This is a genomic window from Myxococcus sp. XM-1-1-1 (assembly GCF_020037095.1).
GTDB classification, from domain to species: Bacteria; Myxococcota; Myxococcia; order Myxococcales; family Myxococcaceae; genus Myxococcus; species Myxococcus fulvus.
Window position 1 is genome coordinate 190,069 of record NZ_JAIQDH010000006.1, and the last position, 23,297, is coordinate 213,365.

At 70.8% G+C, this 23,297-nt stretch carries 18 protein-coding genes; 9 read left to right on the forward strand and 9 right to left on the reverse strand.

Annotated features, from left to right (window positions below):
• Positions 1-15: 15 nt before the first annotated feature.
• Positions 16-1,140, reverse strand: a complete 1,125-nt coding sequence (locus K8640_RS14565; RefSeq protein ID WP_223747581.1) for an NAD(P)-dependent alcohol dehydrogenase — start codon at positions 1,138-1,140, stop codon at positions 16-18.
• Positions 1,141-1,452: 312 nt separating this feature from the next.
• Between K8640_RS14565 and K8640_RS14570 the strand changes: the two genes are divergently transcribed.
• A complete protein-coding gene (locus K8640_RS14570) occupies positions 1,453-2,565 on the forward strand; it encodes a Gfo/Idh/MocA family protein (protein ID WP_223747582.1) in 1,113 nt (370 codons plus the stop codon).
• Here K8640_RS14570 and K8640_RS14575 read toward each other — a convergent pair.
• A complete protein-coding gene (locus K8640_RS14575; protein WP_223747583.1) occupies positions 2,548-3,501 on the reverse strand; it encodes a LysR family transcriptional regulator in 954 nt (317 codons plus the stop codon). The two genes, K8640_RS14570 and K8640_RS14575, sit on opposite strands and share 18 nt — an antisense overlap.
• Positions 3,502-3,605: 104 nt before the next feature.
• On the opposite strand from K8640_RS14575, the gene K8640_RS14580 reads away from it, so the two are divergent.
• On the forward strand, positions 3,606-4,235 hold the full coding sequence (locus tag K8640_RS14580; RefSeq protein WP_223747584.1) for a glutathione binding-like protein: 630 nt from the start codon (positions 3,606-3,608) through the stop codon (positions 4,233-4,235).
• 118 nt (positions 4,236-4,353) lie between these two features.
• On the forward strand, positions 4,354-6,837 hold the full coding sequence (locus K8640_RS14585; RefSeq protein ID WP_223747585.1) for a WD40 repeat domain-containing protein: 2,484 nt from the start codon (positions 4,354-4,356) through the stop codon (positions 6,835-6,837).
• A 3-nt stretch (positions 6,838-6,840) separates the two neighbouring features.
• Here K8640_RS14585 and K8640_RS14590 read toward each other — a convergent pair whose 3' ends face one another.
• Positions 6,841-7,614, reverse strand: a complete 774-nt coding sequence (locus K8640_RS14590; RefSeq protein ID WP_223747586.1) for a hypothetical protein — start codon at positions 7,612-7,614, stop codon at positions 6,841-6,843.
• Between the two features lie 303 nt (positions 7,615-7,917).
• Between K8640_RS14590 and K8640_RS14595 the strand changes: the two genes are divergently transcribed.
• From K8640_RS14595 to K8640_RS14605, 3 genes are read left to right on the forward strand one after another with little or no spacing between them, the layout of a single operon-like run.
• Positions 7,918-11,394, forward strand: coding sequence for a response regulator (locus K8640_RS14595; RefSeq protein WP_223747587.1), 3,477 nt, complete (start codon positions 7,918-7,920; stop codon positions 11,392-11,394).
• A gap of 28 nt (positions 11,395-11,422) precedes the next feature.
• Positions 11,423-12,232: a protein-glutamate O-methyltransferase CheR gene (locus K8640_RS14600; RefSeq protein WP_223747588.1), complete on the forward strand. Its 810-nt coding sequence runs from the start codon at positions 11,423-11,425 to the stop codon at positions 12,230-12,232.
• Between the two features lie 27 nt (positions 12,233-12,259).
• Positions 12,260-13,384, forward strand: a complete 1,125-nt coding sequence (locus tag K8640_RS14605; RefSeq protein WP_223747589.1) for a HAMP domain-containing sensor histidine kinase — start codon at positions 12,260-12,262, stop codon at positions 13,382-13,384.
• A 6-nt stretch (positions 13,385-13,390) separates the two neighbouring features.
• On the opposite strand, the gene K8640_RS14610 is transcribed toward K8640_RS14605, so the two are convergent.
• Positions 13,391-14,374: an aldo/keto reductase gene (locus K8640_RS14610; RefSeq protein WP_223747590.1), complete on the reverse strand. Its 984-nt coding sequence runs from the start codon at positions 14,372-14,374 to the stop codon at positions 13,391-13,393.
• Between the two features lie 250 nt (positions 14,375-14,624).
• Between K8640_RS14610 and K8640_RS14615 the strand changes: the two genes are divergently transcribed.
• Positions 14,625-16,025, forward strand: coding sequence for an amidohydrolase family protein (locus K8640_RS14615; protein WP_223747591.1), 1,401 nt, complete (start codon positions 14,625-14,627; stop codon positions 16,023-16,025).
• Between the two features lie 395 nt (positions 16,026-16,420).
• Here the strand turns inward: K8640_RS14615 and K8640_RS14620 are convergent, their stop codons facing one another.
• From K8640_RS14620 to K8640_RS14640, 5 genes are read right to left on the reverse strand one after another with little or no spacing between them, the layout of a single operon-like run.
• On the reverse strand, positions 16,421-17,683 hold the full coding sequence (locus K8640_RS14620; protein WP_223747592.1) for a hydroxymethylglutaryl-CoA synthase family protein: 1,263 nt from the start codon (positions 17,681-17,683) through the stop codon (positions 16,421-16,423).
• 57 nt (positions 17,684-17,740) lie between these two features.
• Complete coding sequence (locus K8640_RS14625) at positions 17,741-18,778, reverse strand: alcohol dehydrogenase catalytic domain-containing protein (RefSeq protein ID WP_046714462.1); 1,038 nt, start codon at positions 18,776-18,778, stop codon at positions 17,741-17,743.
• A 46-nt stretch (positions 18,779-18,824) separates the two neighbouring features.
• Positions 18,825-19,565 (reverse strand): CoA-transferase subunit beta, encoded by a 741-nt coding sequence (locus tag K8640_RS14630; protein ID WP_223747593.1) that lies wholly within the window; start codon positions 19,563-19,565, stop codon positions 18,825-18,827.
• A complete protein-coding gene (locus tag K8640_RS14635) occupies positions 19,562-20,359 on the reverse strand; it encodes a malonate decarboxylase subunit alpha (protein ID WP_223747594.1) in 798 nt (265 codons plus the stop codon). Before K8640_RS14635 ends, K8640_RS14630 begins: the two co-directional genes overlap by 4 nt.
• Complete coding sequence (locus tag K8640_RS14640; RefSeq protein WP_223747595.1) at positions 20,356-21,021, reverse strand: TetR/AcrR family transcriptional regulator; 666 nt, start codon at positions 21,019-21,021, stop codon at positions 20,356-20,358. The genes K8640_RS14635 and K8640_RS14640 overlap by 4 nt, the downstream gene beginning before the upstream one ends.
• Before the next feature lie 246 nt (positions 21,022-21,267).
• Between K8640_RS14640 and K8640_RS14645 the strand changes: the two genes are divergently transcribed.
• Both K8640_RS14645 and K8640_RS14650 read left to right on the forward strand, forming a co-directional pair.
• Complete coding sequence (locus K8640_RS14645) at positions 21,268-22,110, forward strand: hypothetical protein (protein WP_223747596.1); 843 nt, start codon at positions 21,268-21,270, stop codon at positions 22,108-22,110.
• Positions 22,111-22,328: 218 nt separating this feature from the next.
• Complete coding sequence (locus tag K8640_RS14650) at positions 22,329-23,294, forward strand: ribokinase (RefSeq protein WP_223747597.1); 966 nt, start codon at positions 22,329-22,331, stop codon at positions 23,292-23,294.
• Positions 23,295-23,297 lie beyond the last annotated feature (3 nt).

Here is a 23,297-nt window from a genome sequence, read left to right on the forward strand (position 1 = left end):
CTCTCCTTCGGGGTCTCAGTTCGACTGCGTCATCCGGATGACGGGCTTGAGCGTGTCGCCCTTCTCGGAGTCCTTGGCCGCCTCGTTGATCTGCGTCAGCGGGTAGAACTTCACCAGCTTGTCGAACGGGAACCTGCCCTGCGAGTAGAGGTCGATGAGCTGGGGGATGAAGACGTCCGGCACGCTGTCGCCCTCGACGATGCCCCGGATGCTCTTGCCGGGCACCATCAGGTCATTCACGTCGAAGCTCGCGGTGGTGCCCATGGGGGGCGCGCCCACGACGCCGCACGTGCCCAGGATGTCGAGCGCGTCCACGGCCTGCCGCAGCACCTTGGGGTGGCCGGTGGACTCGAGCGTGAAGTCCACGCCCTTGCCGCCGGTGACGCGGCGGATGAACTCCACCGCGTCCTCGTCCTGGCCGTTCACCGCGTGCGTGGCGCCCAGCTCCAGCGCGAGCTTGAGCCGGTGGGGCCTGGTGTCCACGGCGATGAGGGTGGTGGCGCCCGCGAGCCTCGCGGCCATGATGGCGGAGAGGCCCACCGCGCCGGAGCCGAACGCCGCGAACGAACTCCCCGCGGTGACCTTCATCGAGTTGAGCACCGCGCCCGCGCCGGTGGAGATGCCGCAGCCGAGCGGTCCGAGCAGCTCCAGCGGCACGTCCTTGCGCACCTTGACGATGTTTCGCTCGGTGGCGATGGCCAGCGTGCCGAAGGAGGACTGACCGAAGAAGTGGTCGTGCAGCGGCTTGCCCTCCTTCTGCGTGGCGGTGGAGCCGTCGATGCGCCCGCCGCCCATGTTGCGCGCGAAGAACTCGCGGCAGTAGGCCGGGTGCCCGGACTGGCACAGGTCGCACTTGCCGCAGAAGGTGAAGGCCATGACGACGTGGTCGCCCGGCACCACCTTGGTCACCCGGCTGCCCACGCGCTCGACGATGCCCGCGCCCTCGTGGCCGAGCACCGCGGGCAGGGGCACCGGGTAGTACTGGTCCCGGACGATCATGTCCGTGTGACACATGCCGGTGGCGACCATCCGGACGAGCACCTCGTCGGCCTGGGGCGCGTCGATGGTGACGTCCTCGAGTTGGAAGGGACCGCCCTTCTTCCAGACGACCGCGGCCCTGGCCTGGGTTTGCTCGCTCATGGACTTCGTCCTCCGTCGCTTTCGGTACCCGCCAACGGTACGGATGGCCCGGAGGGCAGGGGAGCCTGCCGTGTGCCTCGAAGGGAACGCGGGCAGGCCCGCCCGTGCCCGCCCGCCGGGACGGACGAGCCTCCAGGCATGCGCCGGGTGCCTCCTTCTCCCAGACGCGGAGGCGCGCACCTGGGCAGCGCGGTTCGTTTCCTCGAACCCTGTCGCTCGCCCTGCACGCGTGCGGGCCCGCCGCCGTGCCTGCGGGGGTTGTGACGCACGGCTCGGGCGCCCAGCGTGACGCGCAGAGGAGGACGTGTGTCCATGGCCCGACAAGGTGAGCGGCGAATCCGGTATGCGGTGGTGGGAGCGGGCAACCTGGCCCAGGTGGCCATCCTCCCGGCGTTCCAGAACGCGAAGGACAACTCGGAGCTGGTGGCCATCTTCTCCTCGGACCGGGAGAAGCGCGCGGCCTTGAAGAAGCAGTACGGCGTGGAGTGCGCCGGCTACGAGGACTTCGAGCAGGTGTGCCGCGACGCGCGCGTGGACGCCGCCTACATCGTCCTGCCCAACACGATGCACCGCGAGTTCACCGAGCGCGCCGCGCGGGTGGGCGTGCACGTGCTGTGCGAGAAGCCGATGGCGACGACGGTGGAGGACTGCGAGGCGATGATTCGCGTCGCGGACGAGCACGACGTCCGGCTGATGATTGCCTACCGGCTCCACTTCGAGGAGGCGAACCTGCGCGCCATCGAGTTGCTGCGCGCGGGCACGCTGGGCGAGCCGTCGCTCTTCGCCGCGGTGATGACGCAGCAGGCGCGGCCGGGGGACATCCGCACGCGCCAGGAGGTGGGCGGCGGGGCGCTGCTCGACGAGGGGCCCTATCCCATCAACGCCGCGCGCTACCTCTTCGGCGCCGAGCCCACGGAAGTCGTCTGCTTCACGCAGGAGGACCCGGACGCGCGCTTCGAGGGCGTGGACGGCACGGCGCTCGCGCTGCTGCGCTTCTCCGGCGGGCGGCTGGCGCAGTTCGCCATCAGCCACGCCGCGTCGGAGGTCTCCACCTACCGCGTGGTCGGCTCCAAGGGGGATCTGCGCGTGGAGCCGGGCTTCGGCTACGGCACCGAGCGCAAGCACTTCCTCACCGTGGATGGGAAGACAAAGGAGCGGAGCTTCGCGGACCAGGACCAGTTCGCGCCGGAGCTGCTCTACTTCTCGCGGTGCATCCTGGAGGGGCGCGAGCCGGAGCCGTCGGGCTGGGAGGGGCTGGCGGACGTGCGGGTGGTCGTCGCGCTCCAGGAGTCGGCGCGCACGGGGCGCGCGGTGAAGCTGCCGCCCTTCGAGCGTCGCGCGCGGCCGTCCATCGACCAGCTCATCACCCGTCCGGCCTTCACGCCGCCCGAGCCGGTGAACGCGCCGTCACCCACGCTGGAGTGACACGTCCAGCTCCGCGACCCGTTGGGGGGCCAGCCCGAGCAGCGCCTTCCCGAGGCGCGCGGCGGCGTCCCCCGCCTCCCTCCGCCAGGCGATGCGCCACGGCCGCTCCAGTGGCCCGGTGTCCAGCCGCCGCAGGACCAGGTCGCCGCGCGCGAGGTGGGGCGCGACGATCCACTCCGACAGCACCGCGACACCGAGCCCCGCCCGCGCCAGGTCCAGCAGGGCCTCCGTGAGCGGGATGCGCTCGACGCGCAGGCGCGGGCGCTCCCGGCCGAAGATCTGGTTCACGAACCAGACGTCCTGCGCCCTGGGGGTGTGCGACGTCAGCAGGGTGTGGGCCTTCAGGTCCTCGGCGGTGAACGTCTTTCGCGCCGCCAGGGGATGGGACGGCGCGACCACGAAGACCAGCTCGTCGTGGAAGAGCGGGCGCACCTCGAAGGTGGAGGAGCGGCGCAGCGGGGAGTTGGTGAGCAGCGCCACGTCGATGTCGCCCGCCTCGAGCGCGGGGAGCGGGGACAGCGTGTGCTCCACCGCCAGGTCCACCGTGAGCCGGGGGATGGAGCGGCGCAGCTCCATCAGCAGGGACGGCAGCCAGTGATAGGCCGTGTAGCACTCGCACACCAGCCGCAGGCGGACGGGCGGCGTGGCGGGGGTGCGCACCTCGCGCTCCAGCTCTCCCAGCTCGACCAGCAGCTTGCCGGCCCCGGCGACGAGCCGGCGCCCCGCGTCCGTGAGCACCAGCCCGCGCGGCGTGCGGTCGAACAGGGAGGCCCCCAGCTTGTCCTCCGCGGAGAGCAGGGCGCGGCTGACGGCGGGCTGGGTGAGGTGGAGCAGGGACGCGGCCTGCGCCGTCGTGCCGGCCGAGGCCAGCGCCATCACCACCCGCAGGTCCTTGATGTCCAGGCGGGTGCTCGGAGGCGGAGCGATGTCATCCATGCATCGAGCCTATGCCAAGGATGCGTTGGACGCATAGGGTGGGGAGGGGCAGAGTCGCGGGCGTTCCCGAGGGGCATCCAGCCCCGCCTCGTGGAGGTATGCCCATGCAGCTGTATTTCCTGCCGATGTCCTGCTCGCTCGCGACCCGGATCTCCCTCTACGAGGCCGGCGCGGACGTCCGCTTCATCCCGGTGGACCGCAAGACGAAGCAGACCGCGGAGGGACAGGACTATCGCGAGGTCCATCCGCTGGCGCTCGTCCCGGCGCTGCGCAAGGAGGATGGGGCGCTGCTCTTCGAGAGCACCGCCATCCTCCAGTACATCGCCCACCGCTGGCCGGAGGCGAAGCTGGCCCCGGTGGACCCGCAGGGCCGGGAGCAGCTCCACCGCTGGCTGTCCTTCATCGCCACGGAGCTGCACAAGGTGGTGTTCGCGCCCGTGTTCGACCTGCACTCACCGAACGCCGTGAAGGAGTATGCGCTGGCGAAGGCGCCCGCGAGGCTCGACGTCGTGGAGCAGCACCTGTCGGGTCGCGAGTTCCTCCTCGACGCCTTCAGCGTGGCGGATGCCTATCTCTTCGTCGTCCTCAACTGGTGTGGCGCCACGCCGCTGGACCTGAAGAAGTGGCCCGCGCTGAGCGCCTACGTGGCGAGGCTGCGCGAGCGCCCGAACTTCGCCAGGGCGGTGAAGGAGGAGTGGGCCCTCTATTCGGAGCGCAAGGCCGCGCAAACGTAGCCGCGGGGGGCAATCCAGTCCCCGCCGCCGGGACGACAGGCTTTGACAAGGGCGGGGTCTGGGATTAGGGATGGGCGCAACGCGCATCTGGGGGGCCGGGACGCGCGAGTGAGAGCCCATGACTTCTCGTCCCGTGTCCCTGTGCGTCGTGCTGCTGCTGGTCTCGTGGCTCGGCGCCTGTTCCTCCGGTGGACAGCCGCCCACCCCCAATCCCTCCCGTGCCCCCGGGGTGGCCCGGCTCCAGCTCGACACGGTGGTGGTGGAGCCCGGCGCGCCGACGCCCATGCACTGCACCGCGTCCGACCCGGATGGCGACGCCGTGACGTATGTCTTCGACTGGGGCGGTACGACGAGCCTGGTCACCTCTCCGGAGGTCCCGAGCGGCACGACGTCCGGCGTGGTCGCGACCTTCGAGCGGGAAGGGACGTTCCAGGTCCGCTGCCGCGCGGTGGACGCCCATGGCACCGCGGGCGAGTGGTCTGCCGCGGTGGCGCTGACCGTCCGGGACGCCTCGCCGGCGGGCACCTGGGAGCTGCGGGTCCGCGTCGTGGGGAAGGGGCGCGTGACGAGCACTCCGGTGGGAATCGACTGCTCGGAGGCGTGTGACGCGCGCTTCGCCACCGGGACGCGCATGACGGTGGAGGCCGAGCCCGCCGAGGGGTGGCGCCTGCTGGAGATGAAACCCTGCCAGGGCGCGGCGCGAAGCTGCGAGGTGGTCATCGACGGCGACCGCTTCGTGACCGCGCTCTTCGCGCCGGAGACCGACGCGACGCTGTCCTGGCAGCGCTCGGGCGCGCGCCTGCCCGGGTCGCCGCAGTGGAGCCCCGACGGGACGCGGCTCACCGCGTTGGAGGGGACCTCGAGCGGCGGGCCGCTGCGCATCTGGGACGCGCGGAGCGGCGCGGTGACGCGGATGATCTTCGCGCCGGCCGACGCGCGCTTCGTCGGGCTCGCGTGGAAGCCGGAGGGCAACACGCTGGCCGCGGGGCTGTCGACGGGCCGCGTGGTCCTGCTGGACGCAGTGACGGGCGCCACGCTGCGCACGTGGGCCGTCCAGGGCGGGGCCGTGGAGGCGCTCGCGTGGAGCCCGGATGGCGCGCGCCTGGCCACGGCGACGAACGCGAGCAAGGAGGTCCATGTCTGGGACGCCGCCACCGGTGAGCGCGAGGGCGCGCCCCTGACGGCGGTGGACCGCGTGCGTGCGCTGACGTGGAGCCCGGACGGCTCGCGGCTCGCGATGGAGGCGGGCCGGTGGGGCGGCGCCTTCTCGCAGTGGGTGGAGTTCCACGGCGTGGGGACGCGGACGCTCGAGGAGCTCTTGGAGATCCCCGGCGGCTTCGCGTGGAGTCCGGACGGGACGCGCTTCGCGGTGGGCTTCGAGGGCGAGGTCCGGGTCTACCTCACCGCGGGCCACCTCCTGGAGTCCACGTACAAGGGCGACTGGAGCCGGGCGACGCTGGTGGACTGGAGCGCGAACGGGCGCTGGCTCGCGGTGGGCGACCCGATGCGCAAGCTGTTCGTGCTGGACGCGGCCACGGGCGCCGTGCTCGTGGATGCCAGCCAGACGCCGCCGACGGGCACCGCCACGGGCTACGACGCGCTGAGCTTCCATCCCACCGAGCCTCGCTTCGCGGTGGTGGATGACCTGCCCACGTCGGTCCTCGATGTCTTCACCCTGGAGCTGGACAAGGCGACGGTGGTCCGAAGCGAGCTGCTCGCGCACGACCTGTCGGTGGAGAATGTGGCGTGGAGTCCGACGGGCGCGATGCTCGCGTCCAGCGGGGGCGAGGGAAAGGTCCAGCTGTGGGGGCCCGGCGGTGAGTGGTTGCGGACGCTCACCCGCCCCGGCGGGAAGCGGGTGCGGGCGCTCGCCTGGAGCGCGGATGGAACGCGACTGGCGTCGGGAGGCGATGACGGCCTCGTGCATCTCTGGAACGCGGCGGACGGGACGCTCGCGCAGCTCCCCATCACCCAGTCACCGGCGACGCTGGCCATCGACCACGTCGGCCTGAGCCCGGATGGAACCCTGCTGGCCACGGCGGCGAGCTCGCCGGGTCTGCCCACCGAGCGGGGTGTCATCCGCGTCTTCCGTGTCGGCACGGGCGCGGAGGTGTTCCGCTTCCCGGAGGGCGAGCGGCGAGTCCTGTCGCTGCAGTGGACGCCCCAGGGCCAGCTGGTCGCCACCTTCGTGGACGTGGGCTGGTCCATCTGGAACCCCACCACCCGCGAGGTGTCGACCGTCCCGGCGCATGGCGCGGACCTGTTCCGCGCCGCGGCGCTGAGCCCGGATGGGACGCGGCTCGTGTTGGGCAACAACGTCGGCCTGTTCGTGCGCGAGGTCGCCACGGGCAGCCTCGTCATGTCGGCGACCACCTCCGTCTGGCCGCTGTCGCTCACGTGGAGTCCGGACGGGCGCCGCTTCGTGGGAGGGACCCTGGCTGGACAGGTCCTGGTCTGGGACACGGCCCGGTTCGAGAGCCCCGCCGAAGTCATCGGCTTCCACGAGAGGGGCGTCGCCGCCGTGTCGTGGCGCTCCGCGGAGGACCTCATCGCCACGGGCGGTGGTGACGTGGCCGTGCGGGTGTGGCGCTTCGCGCCGTGAGCCTCACCGGGGCCTGGGCGAGGCGTCCGGGGGGAGCTCGAGCCGCGAGCTCCCGTCATGCGTCGTCACGCGGAGGACCTCCCGGGGGTCGAACGCCTCGGCCAGCGACTCCGACGCCGTGCACAGCAGCACCTGGGCATGGCGCGAGGTCTCTCGCACGCGCTGGACGGTGTCCCAGATGGCGGCGGGCGGCGGGTCCGCGTCGGGGGCCTGGAAGAGCACCAGCGTCCCCACGTCCTGGGGCGTCCGGCCCTCCACTCGCACCCCCCGCAGGAAGCACCGCATCTCCCACAGCACGCTCTCCAGGACGTTGCCCACGTACCAGCGCTCCAGGTCGTCGGTGCTCGTGCCCGCGGGGGGATCTCTCGACGGCTCCTGGGGGGCCAGCTCCGCCAGCGAGGACTCCTCGCGAGGCGCGTCCAGGTCCGGGTCCACCAGCAGCGCGGACAACCCGACGAGCAGGTCCGCCAGCTCCCAGCACACCCGCCACGTGTCCGTGCCCGTCCGCCGCAGCTCGACGCCGTAGTCGTCCGTCCGCAGGCCCAGCTGCAACCGGATGGACTCCCCCCCGGGCGCGGCCGGTGAGCCGCCTGCCTCCCTCAGGTGCCGCTGGAGCTGTCCCTCGGCCAGGGCCCGCAGCAGCTCGAACAGGTGGACGAAGTCGCGCGTCGCCGTCCCCTCGGTGTCCACCAGGACACAGATGGCGCCTGGGCGCAGCTCGACCTCCCGCAGGGAGCGGAAGCCCGAGACTCGGAGGCGGGTGAGGTCCGTCGGCATGCCCGCAGCCTATTCCAGCCGTCCGGATGCGGGAGATCCCTGATGCGGACCGGGACCGCGAGCATCGAAAGGGCGGCACTCCGGGTCGAGGTCCGCGCTCAACGTACGAAAGCCGACATCGTGCGCGAGGCGGAGGTGCGGGCCGTCGTCGGAGCCATGTTACGGGAGGCTTCCGCGTGTGGTCCCCCGCTGCCGGACGCGCTCTCCCATGACAGGTGTTCTCCCGTGCTGTGTGCGCGGACCTCGGGTCCGTCGGATGGTTTCCCAGGAGGGACAGTCCTCCTCGCGTGGAGGGCGTGAGTCGTGACTCCGCCTGCCCCGGACGGCTCGCGCTCGAGGGCCACGCGCTTCGGCCCGCTGCTGCCCACCGCCACCCTGGCGGGCTTCATCGTCGCGGCACTCGCCATCTTCGTCATCGCCATCCTGTCGTACCGCTCGCTCGAGTCCCACGCGGACGCGGCGGCGCTGGTGCGCCACACGATGGAAGTGGTCGAGCGGATGAAGACGCTCCTGTCCACGCTGAAGGACGCGGAGACGGGCCAGCGCGGCTTCCTGCTCACGGGGGACCGCACGTACCTGGAGCCCTACACCAGCGCCAGCCGCGCCGTCTCCGAGCAGCTCGTGGGCATCCGCGAGAGCGTGTCCGACAACGCCGCGCAGGTGCAGCGGGTGGACGCCTTGAGGCCGCTCGTCGAGGCGAAGCTGGCCGAGCTGCAGGCCACCATTGATTTGAAGACGGGTGGGCAGGGGGAGATAGCCCTCGTGCGCGTGCGCTCGAACGAGGGCATCGAGCTGATGAACCGCATCCGCGTCCTCGTGGACCAGATGGAGAACGAGGAGCGGCGGCTGCTCGCGGACCGCACGACGGCGTTCCAGGCCTCGGCGACGCTGTCGCTGGTCATCAGCTGGCTGGGCGCCGCGGTGCTGCTGTCCCTGATGGGCATCTCCGCGTACATGACGTCCCGCGACTACCGCGCCCGCTCCATCCAGGGCTGGATGCAGCAGGGGCAGACGCTGCTGGCCGCGCGGATGCAAGGGGGGCCGGGGCTGGAGCAGCTGGGCGACCAGGTGCTCCAGTTCCTGGCCACGTACCTGGACGCGCACGTGGGCGCCATCTACCTGGCGGACGGGCTGGACCACTTCCACCGCTTCGCGGGCTACGCGCTGCCCGCCTCCTTCCCAGCAGGGGACTCGCGGCTGCGCCCCGGCGAGGGCCTGGCGGGGCAGGCGCTGAAGGAGAACCGCACCTTCCACGTGAAGGACGTCCCGGAGGGCTACCTGCCCATCAACTCGAGCCTGGGGCAGGGGCGGCCGAGGCACCTGGTGGTGTTCCCCACGCAGGTGGACGGCAAGGTGAACGCGGTGGTGGAGCTGGGCTTCCTGCACGCGGTGCACCCCTCGGACCTGGAGCTGCTCCAGCGGGTGGCGGAGCCCATCGCCATGGCGGTGCGCTCGGCCAATGACCGCACGCGCCTGGAGCAGCTGCTGGAGGAGACGCGGCGTCAGTCCGAGGAGCTGCAGGCCCAGCAGGAGGAGCTGCGCGCGTCCAACGAGGAGATCGAGGAGCAGAGCCGCGTGCTGCGCGACTCGCAGGGCCGGCTGGAGCAGCAGCAGGCGGAGCTGGAGCAGACCAACGTGCAGCTGGAGACGCAGACGCGCCTGTTGGAGCGCCAGCGCGACTCGCTCACGAAGGCGCAGGCGGAGCTGACGCAGAAGGCCACGGAGCTGGAGCGCACCAGCCGCTACAAGTCCGAGTTCCTGGCGAACATGAGCCACGAGCTGCGCACGCCGCTCAACAGCTCGCTCATCCTGGCCAAGCTGCTGGCGGACAACAAGACGGGCAACCTCACCGAGGAGCAGGTGAAGTTCGCGCAGACCATCAGCTCCGCGGGCAATGATTTGCTCGCGCTCATCAACGACATCCTGGACCTGTCGAGAATCGAGGCGGGCAAGGTGGAGGTGGTGCCCGAGGTCTTCAGCCTGCCGCGCTTCGTGGAGGGGCTGGGGCGCTCGTTCCAGGTGCTGGCCCAGGAGAAGAAGATTGGCTTCTCCACGCGCGTGGACCCCGGGTGCGCCGAGTCGCTGGAGACGGACCCGCAGCGGCTGGGGCAGGTGGTGCGCAACCTGCTCGCCAACGCGCTGAAGTTCACCGAGCGGGGCGAGGTGTCGCTGCGCGTGTCGCCAGCGGGGCCGGGGCAGGTGTCGTTCGCGGTGAGCGACACCGGCATCGGCATCCCCGCGCACCTGCAGGGCCTCATCTTCGAGGCCTTCCGACAGGCTGACGGCAGCACGCACCGCAAGTACGGCGGCTCGGGGCTGGGGCTGTCCATCTCCAGGGACCTGGCGCGGCTGTTGGGCGGCGACGTCACGGTGGTGAGCGAGGCGGGGCGGGGGAGCACCTTCACCGTCACGGTGCCGGTGGTGCTCGCCACGTCGGGCACGGGCGCCAGGCCCGAGGCTTCCGCCGAGCCCTCGTCCACGCAGTGGGTGGCCAACGCGGTGGCCCAGCTGCCGGCCCCGTCGGAGACGGACGGCGTCTCGGGGCTGAGCGCGCCCATCGAGGATGACCGCGAGCGGCACACGCCCGGCGCGCGCCTCATCCTGGTGGTCGAGGACGACGTGCGCTTCGCGGAGATTCTGAGGGACCTGTCCCGGGAGCTGGGCTTCCTGTGCGTCGCCACGGACCGGGGCGGAGCGGCCTTCGACGCGGCCGTCGCATACCAGCCGAGCGCCATCCTCCTGGACATGAACCTGCCGGACCAGTCCGGGTTGATGGTGCTGGACCAGCTCAAGCGCGACCCGAGGACGCGGCACATCCCCGTGCACGTCATCTCCGTCACGGACGCCTCGCGCGAGGCGCTGGAGCGCGGCGCGGTGGGCTACGCGCTCAAGCCCGTCAAGCGCGAGCAGCTCATGGAGGCGGTGCGCAAGCTGGAGACGCGCCTGTCGCCGGGCGTGCAGCGCGTGCTGGTGGTGGAGGACGACGCCCGCCAGCGCGAGAGCATCGAGAAGCTGCTGGAGAGCGAGGACGTGCGCATCGACAGCGTCGCCACCGCGGCGGAGGCGCTGGAGCGGCTCCAGCAGAACACCTTCGGCTGCATGGTGATGGACCTGAACCTGCCGGACCTGAGCGGCTACGAGCTGCTCGAGCAGATGGCGGAGCTGGAGACCGTGTCGTTCCCGCCCGTCATCGTCTACACGGGCCGCTCGCTCACCCGCGAGGAGGAGCAGCGCCTGCGCCGCTACTCCAAGTCCATCATCATCAAGGGCGCGCGCTCGCCCGAGCGGCTGGTGGACGAGGTGACGCTGTTCCTGCACCAGGTGGAGTCGAAGCTGCCGCCGGACCGGCAGCGGATGCTCCAGGTCGCCCGCGACAGGGAGGCGGCGCTGGACGGACGGCGCATCCTGGTGGTGGAGGACGACGTGCGGAACATCTTCGCGCTCTCCAGCGTGCTGGAGCCCCGGGGCGCGAAGGTGGAGATCGCCCGCAACGGCCGCGAGGCCCTGGAGCGGCTGGCGGACAGCCTGGCGCAGACGACGCAGGGCGTGGACCTGGTGCTGATGGACATCATGATGCCGGAGATGGATGGCATCACCGCGATGCGCGAGATCCGCAAGCGCGCCGAGTGGCAGAAGCTGCCCATCATCGCGCTCACGGCGAAGGCCATGCGCGACGACCAGGAGAAGTGCCTGGCGGCGGGCGCGAACGACTACATCGCCAAGCCGCTGGACGTGGAGAAGCTGCTGTCGCTCATCCGCGTCTGGATGCCCAAGGCCTAGGCCGGGCCTGCTTCCGCGCATGGACTCCATGGCCCAGGACATCGAGCTGAGGCTCCTGCTCGATGCCATCTATCTGAAGTACCACTACGACTTCCGTCGCTACGCCACCGTGTCGCTGCAGCGCCGGCTGGTGCTCGCGGCGGAGAACTTCGGCTGCAAGACGCTCTCCCAGCTCCAGGATCGGCTGCTGCACGAGCCGCTCGTCTTCCCGGCGCTGCTGGACTACCTCACCGTGCAGGTGAGCGAGATGTTCCGCGACCCCTCGTACTTCCGCGCGGTGCGCGAGTCCGTGGTGCCGATGCTGCGGACCTATCCGTCGCTGAAGCTGTGGGTCGCGGGCTGCTCCACCGGCGAGGAGGTCTACTCGCTGGCCATCCTGCTGAAAGAGGAGGGCCTGTTGGAGCGCACGCTCATCTACGCGACGGACATCAACCCCGGCGCGCTCCAGAAGGCGGAGGCGGGGGTGTATCCGGTGGACCGCATCGCCACCTTCACCCAGAACCACGTGGCGTCCGGCGCGCGAAGCTCCCTGTCGGACTACTACACGGCGGCGTACGGCAACGCCGTGTTCGACCGCTCGCTCAAGAAGCATGTCGTCTTCTCGGACCACAGCCTCGCGACCGACAGCGTGTTCGCCGAGGTCCAGTTCCTGTCGTGTCGCAATGTGCTCATCTACTTCGACCGCGAGCTGCAGGAGCGCGCGCTGGGGCTGTTCAAGGACTCCCTGTGCCGCAAGGGCTTCCTGGGCCTGGGTGCCCGCGAGTCCATTCGCTTCTCCCAACACGAGTCGGCGTTCTCGGTGGTGTCCCGGGACGACCGCATCTTCCAGAAGGGGTGACCGGTGATTGCTCCCAGGAAGGAACACATGGAGTCGTCGCCCGCGGTGAAGTGCCTGCTCGTGGATGACCTGGAGGAGAACCTCATCGCGCTGGACGCGCTGCTCAAGCGCGACGACGTGGAGGTCCTCCAGGCGCGCTCGGGCGCCGAGGCGCTGGAGCTGCTGCTGGAGCACGACGACGTGGCGCTGGCGTTCCTCGACGTGCAGATGCCGGAGATGGATGGCTTCGAGCTGGCGGAGCTGATGCGCGGCATGGCGCGCACGCGGCACATCCCCATCATCTTCGTGACGGCGGGCTCCACCGACAAGCGGCGCCTCTTCAAGGGCTACGACACGGGCGCGGTGGACTTCCTCTACAAGCCGCTGGAGCCGCTGGTGCTGCGCAACAAGGCGGAGGTGTTCTTCCAGCTCCACCGGCAGAAGCAGCAGCTGGCCCGCCAGCTCGACGAGCTGACCGAGACGCTGCGGCTCAACGAGATGTTCACCGCGGTGCTGGGCCACGATTTGCGCAACCCCTTGAGCGCCATGCTCACGGCGGCGGACCTGCTCCAGCGGCGCTCGGAGGACGAGCGCGTCCGGAAGACCGCGGGCCGGATGCTGTCGAGCGGCAAGCGCATGGGGCGCATGATCGAGGACGTGCTGGACCTGGCGCGGGCGCGGCTCGCCGGGGGCATCCCGCTCCGACGTGGGGAGACGGACTTCGGCGCGCTGGTGCTGCGCATGGTGCAGGAGCACCAGTCGGCGTCGACGCGGCCCGCCATCGAGGTGTCCCAGCAGGGAGACCTGGTGGGGGACTGGGACTCGGACCGGCTCGCGCAGGTGGCGTCGAACCTCATCGGCAACGCGCTCCAGCACGGCGACGCGAGCGAGCCGGTGCAGCTGCGGCTGGACGGGACGGACGTGGATGCGGTGCGCTTCTCGGTGAGGAACCTGGGCGTCATTCCGCTGGACCTCCAGCCGCACCTGTTCGACCCGTTCCGGGGCGGCGCCCAGCGACGAGGGCGCACCGGCGGTCTGGGGCTGGGGCTCTACATCGTCCAGCAGATCATCCAGGCCCACCACGGCGCGGTGGAGGTGGAGTCGGGCTCCAGCCCCTACACCGAGTTCCGGGTGAGCCTGCCGCGCCGGGGCACCGAGGTCATCAAGCTGTAGCGGCGGCTATTCGCCGCGCAGCACGTCGTTGACGCTGATGCCGCGGCCCTTGGGCAGGAGCGCCTCGAGCGCGGCGGCGTCCTCGGGCTTGGGCGTCCACAGGCCGGCCTTGGCGTTGGCGCGCACCTGCTCGGCGGAGGTGGCGCCGGCGATGACGGAGGCCACGGTGGGCCGGGCCGCCAGTCCCCCCATGGCCACGTCGAGCAGGGAGAGGGAGCGCTCCTTCGCGAAGGTCTCCAGCTTCTCGATGGCGTCGAAGACCTTGTCGGCGAGCAGGCCGCCCATGTTCCACTGCTTCACGCGGGTGTTCTCGCCCGCCTTCGCGCCGCGCTGGTACTTGCCGGTGAGCAGGCCGCTGGCGAGCGGGAAGTAGGGGAGCAGGCCGATGCCGTGCTCCTGCAGCGCGGGGACCAGGTCCTCCTCCACGCCGCGGCCGATGAGGCTGTACTCGTTCTGGGCGCTGATGAAGCGCTCCATCCCGCGCGTGCGGGAGAGCCACTCGGCTTCCGTTACCTGCCAGCCCTTGAGGTTCGACGAGCCGATGTAGCGGACCTTGCCCTCGCGCACGAGCTCGGTGAGCGCGCTCAGCGTCTCCTCGAGCGGCGTCGCCGGGTCGGGCCAGTGCAGCTGGTACAGGTCGATCCAGTCCGTGCGCAGCCGCCGCAGGGAGCGCTCGATGGCGCGGCGGATGTAGCGGCGCGAGCCGCGCGCGCCCCAGTCCGCGCCGTTGTCTCCCTTCAGGTCGCTGCCGAACTTGGTGGCGAGGATGACGTCGCCCCGGCGCTTGCCCAGCGCCTCGCCCAGCAGCTCCTCCGACGTGCCGTAGGAGTCCGACGTGTCGAACAAGGTGATGCCGGCGTCCAGCGCCGCGTCCACGACGGCGCGCGTGCCCTGCGCGTCGATGCGCAGGCCGAAGTTGTTGCAGCCCAGGCCCACCGTGGAGACGGTGAGGCCGGAGCGTCCGAGGCGGCGGTAGGTCATCTGGGTCATGGGGGCTCCTGTGACTTCGGTGGAGGGGGAGGTGGATGACGTGGCGTGGCCCCACCCGTCAAGGCGCGAACGCGTGGCGCGCGGGGGCCGGCGCTGGTTTTCACACGGGGGCGTTCCGGGCACGGCGAGGCGATGTCGTTGGCTGAACGCTCCGGGGGACATGGGATTCATTCCGTGTCCTCCGGGGCGTGGGGCGCGCTACCCCTGGCTCGGGTGGTGCTCCTTCTCTCCTCGCAGCAGGGAGGTCCTCGTGTCCTGGTCGACGCCGCACGCCGGCTGGAAGTCCTGGTGGCTCGTTTCATTCCTCGGCGTGCTCGCGTGCGCGCGAAACGTGCCGGAGGCGGTGCGCGGTGGCGAGGGAGCCGTGGTGGTGCTCCAGGGTGCGCGGCTCATTGACGGCAACGGTGGCCCGCCCATCGAGGATGCGACGCTGGTCATCGAGGGCGAGACGCTCCGCGCGGTGGGGCCGTCGGCCGAGGTGACGGTGCCGTCCGGCGCCCAGGTGCTGGACGTGAAGGGCAGGAGCGTGTTCCCGGGGCTCGTCGCGGACCACTCGCATCTGGGCGTGGTGGAGGGGACGAAGTCCGGCTCGGGGCACTTCACCCGGGAGAATGTCCTGCGACAGGCTCGGCAGTACGAGGTGTACGGCGTCACCACGGTGATGTCGCTCGGGTTCAACACGGAGCTGTTCCCGAAGTTGCAGGAGGAGCTCAACGCGGGGGCGCCGAAGGGCGCGGACATCCTGGGCGCGGACCGGGGGCTCGGTGTACCGGACGGCGCGCCACCGGTGGGCGTGGGGGCGGACCAGCTCTATCGGCCGAGGACGGTGGAGGAGGCGAGGGCGGCGGTGCGGGAGTCGGCGTCACGCCGGCCGGCGTTGTTGAAGATCTGGGTGGATGACTTCCATCACTCGGTCCCCGTGAAGATGTTGCCGGAGGTGCAGGCGGCCATCATCGACGAGGCGCACCGGCAGGGGCTTCGCGTGGCCGCGCATGTCTACTATCTGGACGACGCGAAGCGACTGGTGCGCGAGGGCGTGGACGTGCTCGCGCACGGCATCCGCGACAGGCCGGTGGACGACGAGCTGGTGCGGGAGATGAAGGCGCGAGGGACGTGGTACGTGCCGACGCTGGGGCTGGACGAGACGTTCTACATCTACGCGGAGGCGCCGGAGTGGATGCGCACGCCGTTCTTCCAGCACGCGGTGCAGCCGGAGCTGGCCGCGCAGTTCGCGGACCCGGCGTGGCGCGCGAAGGCGCTGGGGGATGCGAAGGCGCTGGCGCAGAACCGGGCGTCGGTGGCGATGAACCTGCGCAACGTGAAGGCGCTCCACGACGCGGGCGTGTCCATCGGCTTCGGGACGGACTCGGGGGCGAACCCCCTGCGCATTCCCGGCTTCGCGGAGCACCGGGAGCTGGAGTTGATGGTGCATGCGGGCCTGACTCCGCTGGAGGCCCTGCGTCACGCGACCCGGGATGCGGCCGCGCTCTTGAAGCTCGACGACCGTGGGACGCTGGTGGCCGGCAAGCGCGCGGACTTCGTGCTGGTGGAGGGCAACCCCGCGGCGGACGTCCTGGACACCCGCCGCATCGTCGGCGTGTGGCACCGGGGCCAGCGCGTGAGTGGCGGTGTGGAGGACCTCACGCCCTGAGTGGGGAGAGGCTCCAGCCCCCTTCGTCCCCGGGTGAGGACATCCAGGAGTCGCCGCATCGTCGGCACGTGGCCCCGGGCCAGCGAGTGAGCGGCGGCGTGGCGGAACTCACGTCCTGGAGTGGGGAGGGGCTCCCAGCCCCCTTCGTCCCCGGGTGCGGACATCCAGGCGCCCCCGCATCGTCGGCACGTGGCCCGGGCCAGCGAGTGAGCGGCGGCGTGGAGGAACTCGGCCAATGCGTGGGCGCGTCTCCTCGCACTCTCGTTGCTACGGAGCGCGAGATGCGGCCCGCCGTCCCCGGGTGAGGGGGCCCCGCGCGTTCGTCCTCCGCGCGGAGCCGAGACGGGTCCGCAGGCTCACTCCGTCCCATTGCGTGTGGGACGGAGCCGTGAGCCTCAGGCCGCGCTGCCTTCGGCGTACAGGCGCTTGTGGTCGCGAATCTCCGTGAGGCGGAACGCGCCCGGGGGCGGAGCCTTCGTCTCGGGCGCATCCGAGCCCAGCTTCATCAGCCGCTCGTACTCCTCGATGGGCACGCGCTCGCGCCGGGCCAGGACGGTGTCCAGGTCCGCGCGCGCCATGCGCTCGGCGGCCTTCTCCCCGACGACGCCGGAGAAGAACTCCGCCATGCAGCCGCTGCCGTAGGACAAGAGCCCGATGCGCTGGTTCGCGAGCTTCGCGCCCTCGCCGTGCAGCAGCCCCGCGAGCGCCAGGTACAGCGACGCCGTGTACACATTGCCGATGCGCGCGTTGAGCCCCAGCGACGAGGCCACCTGCGCGTCATAGCTCGCGGCCGACTTCGCCAGCTCCTCGCGAGCCTCCGGCGTCCCGGCCTTCGAGTCCTTCGCGTCCTCCAGATCACACAGCCGCAGCTGCGTATGCGCCTTGCGCGCCATCTTGCAGAAGGGCACGTGGTACGCGATGCGCGCCAGTTGCTCACCCGGCAGCGAGCCGGACCAGCGCACCAGCCCCGCCGCCACCGCCTTCTCGCGCCAGCCCCGGTACGCGCCGGACAGCGCCTCCAGATAGCAACTGATGGAGTAGTGCCCGTCCACCACGGCCTCCCGCCGGCCGATGGGCCGCCAGAAGTCATACACATCCATGGTGCACGTGCCGTTGAGCCCCACGTCCAGGGCCAGCAGGTCCGGCTGCTCGGACACCAGCAGCGCCACCGCGCCGCCTCCCTGCGTCGGCTCGCCCGCCGTGTTCAAGCCATACCGGGCGATGTCCGCGCACACCACGATGGCGACCTTGCCCGCACCCGCGCCGGAGGCGATCCACTCCGTCGCGGCCATCAGCCCCGCGGTGCCGCCGTAACAGGCGTGCTGCGTGTCATACGTGCGCATCGTCCGCGGCAGCTTCAGCAGACCCTGGACGTGGGACGCGACAGGCTTGGAGTGGTCGATGCCCGTCTCCGTGCCCACCACGAGCATGCCCACGCGCGACGGGTCCACGCCCTGCTGCCGGATGAGCCTCGCCGCCGCCGTGGCGGCCAGCGCCACCGTGTCCTCACCCGGGTCCGTGACGGCCATCTCCCGAGCGCCGAGCCCCGAGGTGAACTTCGCCGGGTCCACGTTCCGGGCGCGCGCCAGGTCCTCGATGTCCACGTACCGGGAGGGCACCGCGACCGCCAGGGCCTCGATTCCAACTTTTCTCTGCATGGGCTTCCTCATTTCCAACTCGAGCGTCGATGTCTGGGGTTGCAGGACTTTTTCTGCTCACGCCTCTGGCGGCACCAAGACCAACCGGCCCGCCACCTCGCGGTTCTCCAGTCGGAAATGCGCCCGCGCTGCTTCAGCCAGCGGAACCGTGTCCGTGACGAATTGGCGCACCCCGCCCGTCGCCGTCAGCCGGAGTGCTTCATCGAGCTCGGCCTGATTCGTGGCATACGCACCGATGATCTCCAGCTCCTTGACGATAATGAGCCCGGGATTCACTTGCACGAGCCCCGACTCCAGATTGCCCACCACGACGAGCCGGCCGCCGGGAGCCATGGCCTTGAGCGTCTGGTCGAAGGTGGCGCTGCCGACGATTTCCACCGCGAGGTCGACACCTTGGCCCTGCGTCCGCTTGCGCACCTCCGCCGCGAAATCGAGCCCCCGAGACAGGATGACTTCATCCGCGCCGGCGGCCCGCAGGGGCTGCACCTTGGCTTCGCCAGACGTCACGGCGATGACTCGCGCTCCGTCCAGCTTGGCCAATTGCACCGCGGACATCCCCACGCCGCCGCTGGCCCCGGTGATGAGCACTGTTTCACCCGCACGGATGCGACCGCGCGTGCGCAGGGTGTGCACCGCCGTGCCCGTGGTGCAGCACACCGTGGCGGCCTCCGTCCAGGGGAGCGACGACGGCACGCGGCCCAGTCCCGCGACGGGCGCCACCATGAACTGTGAATACCCGCCCGGCAGCTCCTCGCCGAAGAAGCGGTTGTCCGTCTTGCACAGACTGTTGCGCCCGCTGCGGCACAGCGCGCAGGTGCCACAGGACATCCGCTGGAGCGTCGCCGCCCGGTCGCCTGTCTTCCACCCCGGTGTCTCAGGCCCCACCGCGACGACTTCACCCGCGGCCTCGTGGCCGAGAATCGCTGGCACGTGGGTGCGAGGCAGGTTTCCGCGACGGTTGATGACATCGTGATAACAAACCCCGCAAGCGTGAACCCGCAGCAAGACCTCACCCTTGCCCGGTGCGGGCACGGGGACGTCCTCCAGCTTCAAGTTGCCGGCTTCACCAAAACTGCGCAGAACAATGGCCTTCATCTCGTACCTCCGCGAGACACAAAAGTCGAAACAGGGATGTCTGGATTCAGCGACCGACGAGCTGGTCTCGCAGGCCGCGAGGGTCCAGCGCGCGGATGGCGGCGACGGTGCGCGCGTCCGGCAGCGGGGTGATGGTGAGCGAGTCGTCCACCGTGAAGTCGAAGCCCGTGCGCTCGGCGATGTCCTCGGTCGAGGCCCACGGGTGGCGCGCCTTCAGCCTTGCACCGGAGGCGCCCAGCTCGAAGACGCCCAGGTCGGAGATGAGCCGCACGTCGCGGCGCGGGTCCCGGGTGGTGGCCACCTGCACCTCGGGCACCAGGTTGCGGCGGGACTGGCGCGGCACCAGCAACACGGGGCGGTGGACCCACTGGCGCAGCGTCGCGGCGCCGGCCACGCCGGGGAACTTGGTGCGCGGGTGCGCCAGGCTGCCGCTCGCCGTCATGTTGGTGCTGCCGGTGGCATCGACCTCGGCGGCGCCGAAGAAGACGGTGTCCACCCGGCCCCGGCGCGCGTGGTCGAACAGGTCGGGGATGGTGATCTCCGCCGAGCGCCCCTCCAGGTAGCCCAGGTCCTCGGAGGAGGGGAGCAGCGAGGAGATGTCCGGGTCCAGCGAGCCCACGCAGGCCAGGTACGTCAGGCCCGGCGCGTGCGTGGCGCGGGCCACGGCGATGGCGAGGATGGCCAGCGGCGAGGCGACGCCCGTGGCCACCACGGCGCCGTCGTCAATCTGCCGCGCGAGCAGGGAGACCACGGTCTCCGCGGGGGTGATGTCCAGGGCCGCGCTCATGCCGCCCTCCGCGTCCTCAGCGAGGCGAGGAACTCCGCCTCCTGGCCCGTCTCGGCGAGCGACAGGTAGCGCGCGAGCATCGCGTCGTCGTGGGGATACAGCCCCGCGCAGCCGGTGGGCAGCGCGCCGCCGGGAGCGAGGACGATGCGGTCCACCTGGAAGCCGGGGATGGTGGCGCGAGGCAGCTTCGTCACGCGCTCCTCCACCGTGGCAATCACGCGGCGCGCGGCGCCCGCCATGAGCAGGTCCGTGGTGGGGTCCTCCATGTACAGGTTGCCGCGCTCGTCCGCGGCGCGCGCGTGGATGAGCGCCACGTCCGGGAAGTACGCGGGCTCCACCGGGACGCTCTCACCGGTGAACGGGTCCACCACGGTGCGTGGCGGCTCGGCTTGCGCCAGCCCCGACACATCGGCGTCCGGCGCGGGGATGAAGGGCAGGCCCATGGAGGCGGCGCGCAGGCGCTGGACGACGCGGTAGCCGTCATGCTCGCGCCACGACAGGGTGCCCTGTTCGATTCCCCGCTTGATACAGGGCATGGGGCGCACGCGGCCCTCCAGGCTCAGGGCGCCGAAGGCGATGTCCAGGTGGGCCAGACACCCGCCCGCGACGAGCAGCTCGGCGGGCAGCGGGTTGGGCAGCGAGATGAGGCGAAGGCCGCGGCGCTCCTGGGCGATGAGCTCCATCACCAGCGCCATGGGCGCGCGGCCGAGCATGAAGCCGCCCGTGGCCAGCGACGCGCCGTCGGGGATGGACGCGACGGCGTCTTCCAGCGAGCACCAGCGCGCGGTCTTCACGTCCCCTCCGTTCCGGAGCGAGACACCATGCGCAGCGAGGACACCCCGGGCTGGCCATCCACGGCGGCGGCGACGATGGGCGGGAAGAGCAGCTCCACCATGCCGTCGGCGATCTGCTCATCCGAGAGGCGGCCGTCGGGCTTGAACCACTTGTAGACCCACAGCACCATGCCCAGGAACGAGAACGCGCCGATGGTCGGGTCCACCGGACGGATGCGCCCCTGCTGCGCGGCCTGCGAGAAGGCCTCCTCCAGGAAGTCGACGTAGCGCTTCTTGCGGCTGTCGATGAACGCGCGCGCCTCACCGGTGAGCGTGGCGTGCTCGTGGAGGATGATGATGACCTCCTTGCTCCACCCGCGCGTCACCAAGAGGATGTTGTGGCGCATGCACGCGCGCAGCCGCTCCACCGGGTCCGCGATGTCCTGCACGCGCGAGAGGACCTGCTCCTCGAACAGGTCCATCCCGTAGTTCATGATGGCGAAGAGCAGCTGCTCCTTGTTCTGGATGTGGTGGTAGAGCCCCGCCTTCGTCATCCGGCACGCGGCGGCGATCTCCTGCATCGAGGTGCCTTCGTAGCCGCGCTCGCAGATGAGCCGCGCCGCCGTCTCCAGGATGGCCTTGTAGCGCTCGCCTTCATCCGGCTTCCGTCCGCTATGCGTCACGTGTGCCTCGTCACGGTGGACTGTAAAGTTTTCAAAAGCCACGACCTACCGACCGGTAGGTAGCACCGGTCGACGCGAGGTGTCAACGCGCTCGTGGGTCGGGGGTTGTGGGCTCCGCATAGGAGTTTCAGTGGGTTGGGGAAGCGCTGGGACTTCGGGGAGGGGATTGCGCGCGGGGTATTCGGGTTGCGGAGAGCGAGCGGCCTAACGTGGTGGGCTTCCCTCGTCACACCCGTGGAGGTCGGCATGCGTCCGAGCGTGTTGTGGGCCGGTGCGGTTTCCTTGCTGTTGTCGACGTCGGCGTACGCCCAGCGAATCACCCCGGTTGAAGGCCGCCGTTCCGTCTCCGCGAGCTTCCTGACGGTGGACGCGGCGGGCCAGTCGGAGGACTCGGACTTCGTGGAGACGGAGGGGTTCGAGTCGTTCAACGCGTCCCTCGCGTTGTCGGCGTCGCCGCCCCAGGCTCCGAATCCACGACTGGACGCGACGGCGGGTGGGAGCCAGTCGTCGGAGATGTCGGAGCGACGCATCCGGGCCTCGCTGAGTGCCTGGGCCTCTGGCACCGCGGTGGATGCCTCCGCGCGGGGGCAGGGCATCAGCAACGCGGACATGTACCTCACGTTCGAGTTGAACCGCCGCGCGCGCTACAGGGCGTTCGTGACGGTGTCGGCCTGGTCGAACGCGAGCAACGGGGGGCAGTCCTTCGGTGGTGTCTCGACGTTGTTGCATCTGGCCAATCTGGAGAGCGGGGTGCCGGTCCTGTCCTTCGATGTGTCGCCTTCGCAGAGCGACACGGAGGAATTGGCTGGCTGGCTGCCGGCCGGGCCGTACACCTTGCAGGGCGATGTCTCGGCCTCGGTGGATGCGAGAGGCCCCGCGTCGGGGGCCGTTTCGGGGGCGTGGAGCATGGACCTGCTGCTGTATTGCGCGTCGGACTTCGACGCGAACGGCGTGGTCGACGTGATGGATGCCGCTGCCTTCATGGTGTACTGGGGCAGGGGTTCCCTGTGGGCGGACATTGACGGGAACGGCGTGGTGAATCAGGTGGATCACGACGTGTTCCAGCTCGCGTACGGCCGAGGTTGTTGAGCGGACGCGAGGTGCGTCCCGGGTCCTGAATCCCTGTTCGGAGTGGAGGCGGGGAGTGCGACGCCGCCGTCCATTCGGGATGCCGGCGCGGCGGAGGCACGAGTGGTCGTCCGCCGTGCCGTGCCCCGGTGATGCCTAGCTTGATGAGGCTTCGTGCTCGGCGTGTTCCCGCGCGAGTCGCGGCATCGGACGGTGGGGTGGGGAGGGGGACGACGGTCATGGCTGCGCGTCGACAGGCGGACATCCTGGTGGTCGGTGGAATCAGCACGGACTTCCTGGTCCAGGGGCCTCGGCTCCCGAGGCAGGGACAGAACGTGGAGGGGCACCTGTTCCTGGAGAGCCTGGGAGGAAAGGGCGCCAACGCCTCGGTGGCCGCCGCGCGCCTGGGGGCCCGGGCGACGCTGGTGGGGCGGGTGGGCGCGGATGCCCGGGGACTCGGGCTCTTGGAGCAACTGGAGGGCGAGGGCGTGGACACGCTCGCCGTGACGAGGGACCCGGGCGCGAGCACGGGCGTCGTGCTCGAGATGGTGGATGAGTCAGGGCACCGGCAGAGCCTGTCCGCGGAAGGGGCCAACCGACGGATGCGAGTCCCCGACGTGCTCGCCGCCGAGGAGCGAATCTCCCGCGCGGATGTCCTGCTGGTGCAACTGGAGGTCCCGCTCGAGGTCGTCGTCGCGGCGGTCCATGTCGCGCGGGCCGCGGGGACGCATGTGGTGTTGGACCCGGCGCCGCCCACGGCGCTGCCCGAGGAGCTGCTCGAGGCGGTCCATGTCATCCGGCTCAATGACCTGGAGGCGGAGGTGCTGACGGGCGTCGAGGTGGTGGACCGCGAGTCCGCCCGTCAGGCGGCGGAGAACCTGTTGCGTCGGGGCGTCGGCTCCGCGGTGGTCGCCGCGCCGCAGGGCAACCTGCTCCTCGGGTCCGAGGCTGAGCTGTGGTTGCCCAACCTCCCCGTGGACTGGGTGGATACCACGGGGGCGGGAGATGCCTTCTCCGCGGCCCTATGTGTGGCATTGGGTGAGCGGCGCTCTCTATCCGACGCGGCCCGCTTCGCGCACGCCACGTCGGCCCTGGCCACGATGCGGCTGGGGGCGCTGTCGGGGCTGCCGAACCGCGAGCAGGTGGAGTCCTTCATGGCGCGTCTGGCCATGTCGGCGCTGTCGGGCGAGTCGGCCCGGTGGTGACGG

Bases quoted from the DNA above. Each gene is read 5' to 3' on its own strand.
- K8640_RS14600 (WP_223747588.1), top strand. From the start codon at position 11,423: ATGGCCCAGGACATCGAGCTGAGGCTCCTGCTCGATGCCATCTATCTG.
- K8640_RS14590 (WP_223747586.1), bottom strand. From the start codon at position 7,614: ATGCCGACGGACCTCACCCGCCTCCGAGTCTCGGGCTTCCGCTCCCTG.
- K8640_RS14630 (WP_223747593.1), bottom strand. From the start codon at position 19,565: ATGAGCGCGGCCCTGGACATCACCCCCGCGGAGACCGTGGTCTCCCTG.
- K8640_RS14610 (WP_223747590.1), bottom strand. From the start codon at position 14,374: ATGACCCAGATGACCTACCGCCGCCTCGGACGCTCCGGCCTCACCGTC.
- K8640_RS14625 (WP_046714462.1), bottom strand. From the start codon at position 18,778: ATGAAGGCCATTGTTCTGCGCAGTTTTGGTGAAGCCGGCAACTTGAAG.
- K8640_RS14580 (WP_223747584.1), top strand. From the start codon at position 3,606: ATGCAGCTGTATTTCCTGCCGATGTCCTGCTCGCTCGCGACCCGGATC.
- K8640_RS14570 (WP_223747582.1), top strand. From the start codon at position 1,453: ATGGCCCGACAAGGTGAGCGGCGAATCCGGTATGCGGTGGTGGGAGCG.
- K8640_RS14650 (WP_223747597.1), top strand. From the start codon at position 22,329: ATGGCTGCGCGTCGACAGGCGGACATCCTGGTGGTCGGTGGAATCAGC.
- K8640_RS14605 (WP_223747589.1), top strand. From the start codon at position 12,260: ATGGAGTCGTCGCCCGCGGTGAAGTGCCTGCTCGTGGATGACCTGGAG.
- K8640_RS14620 (WP_223747592.1), bottom strand. From the start codon at position 17,683: ATGCAGAGAAAAGTTGGAATCGAGGCCCTGGCGGTCGCGGTGCCCTCC.
- K8640_RS14645 (WP_223747596.1), top strand. From the start codon at position 21,268: ATGCGTCCGAGCGTGTTGTGGGCCGGTGCGGTTTCCTTGCTGTTGTCG.
- K8640_RS14575 (WP_223747583.1), bottom strand. From the start codon at position 3,501: ATGGATGACATCGCTCCGCCTCCGAGCACCCGCCTGGACATCAAGGAC.
- K8640_RS14565 (WP_223747581.1), bottom strand. From the start codon at position 1,140: ATGAGCGAGCAAACCCAGGCCAGGGCCGCGGTCGTCTGGAAGAAGGGC.
- K8640_RS14585 (WP_223747585.1), top strand. From the start codon at position 4,354: ATGACTTCTCGTCCCGTGTCCCTGTGCGTCGTGCTGCTGCTGGTCTCG.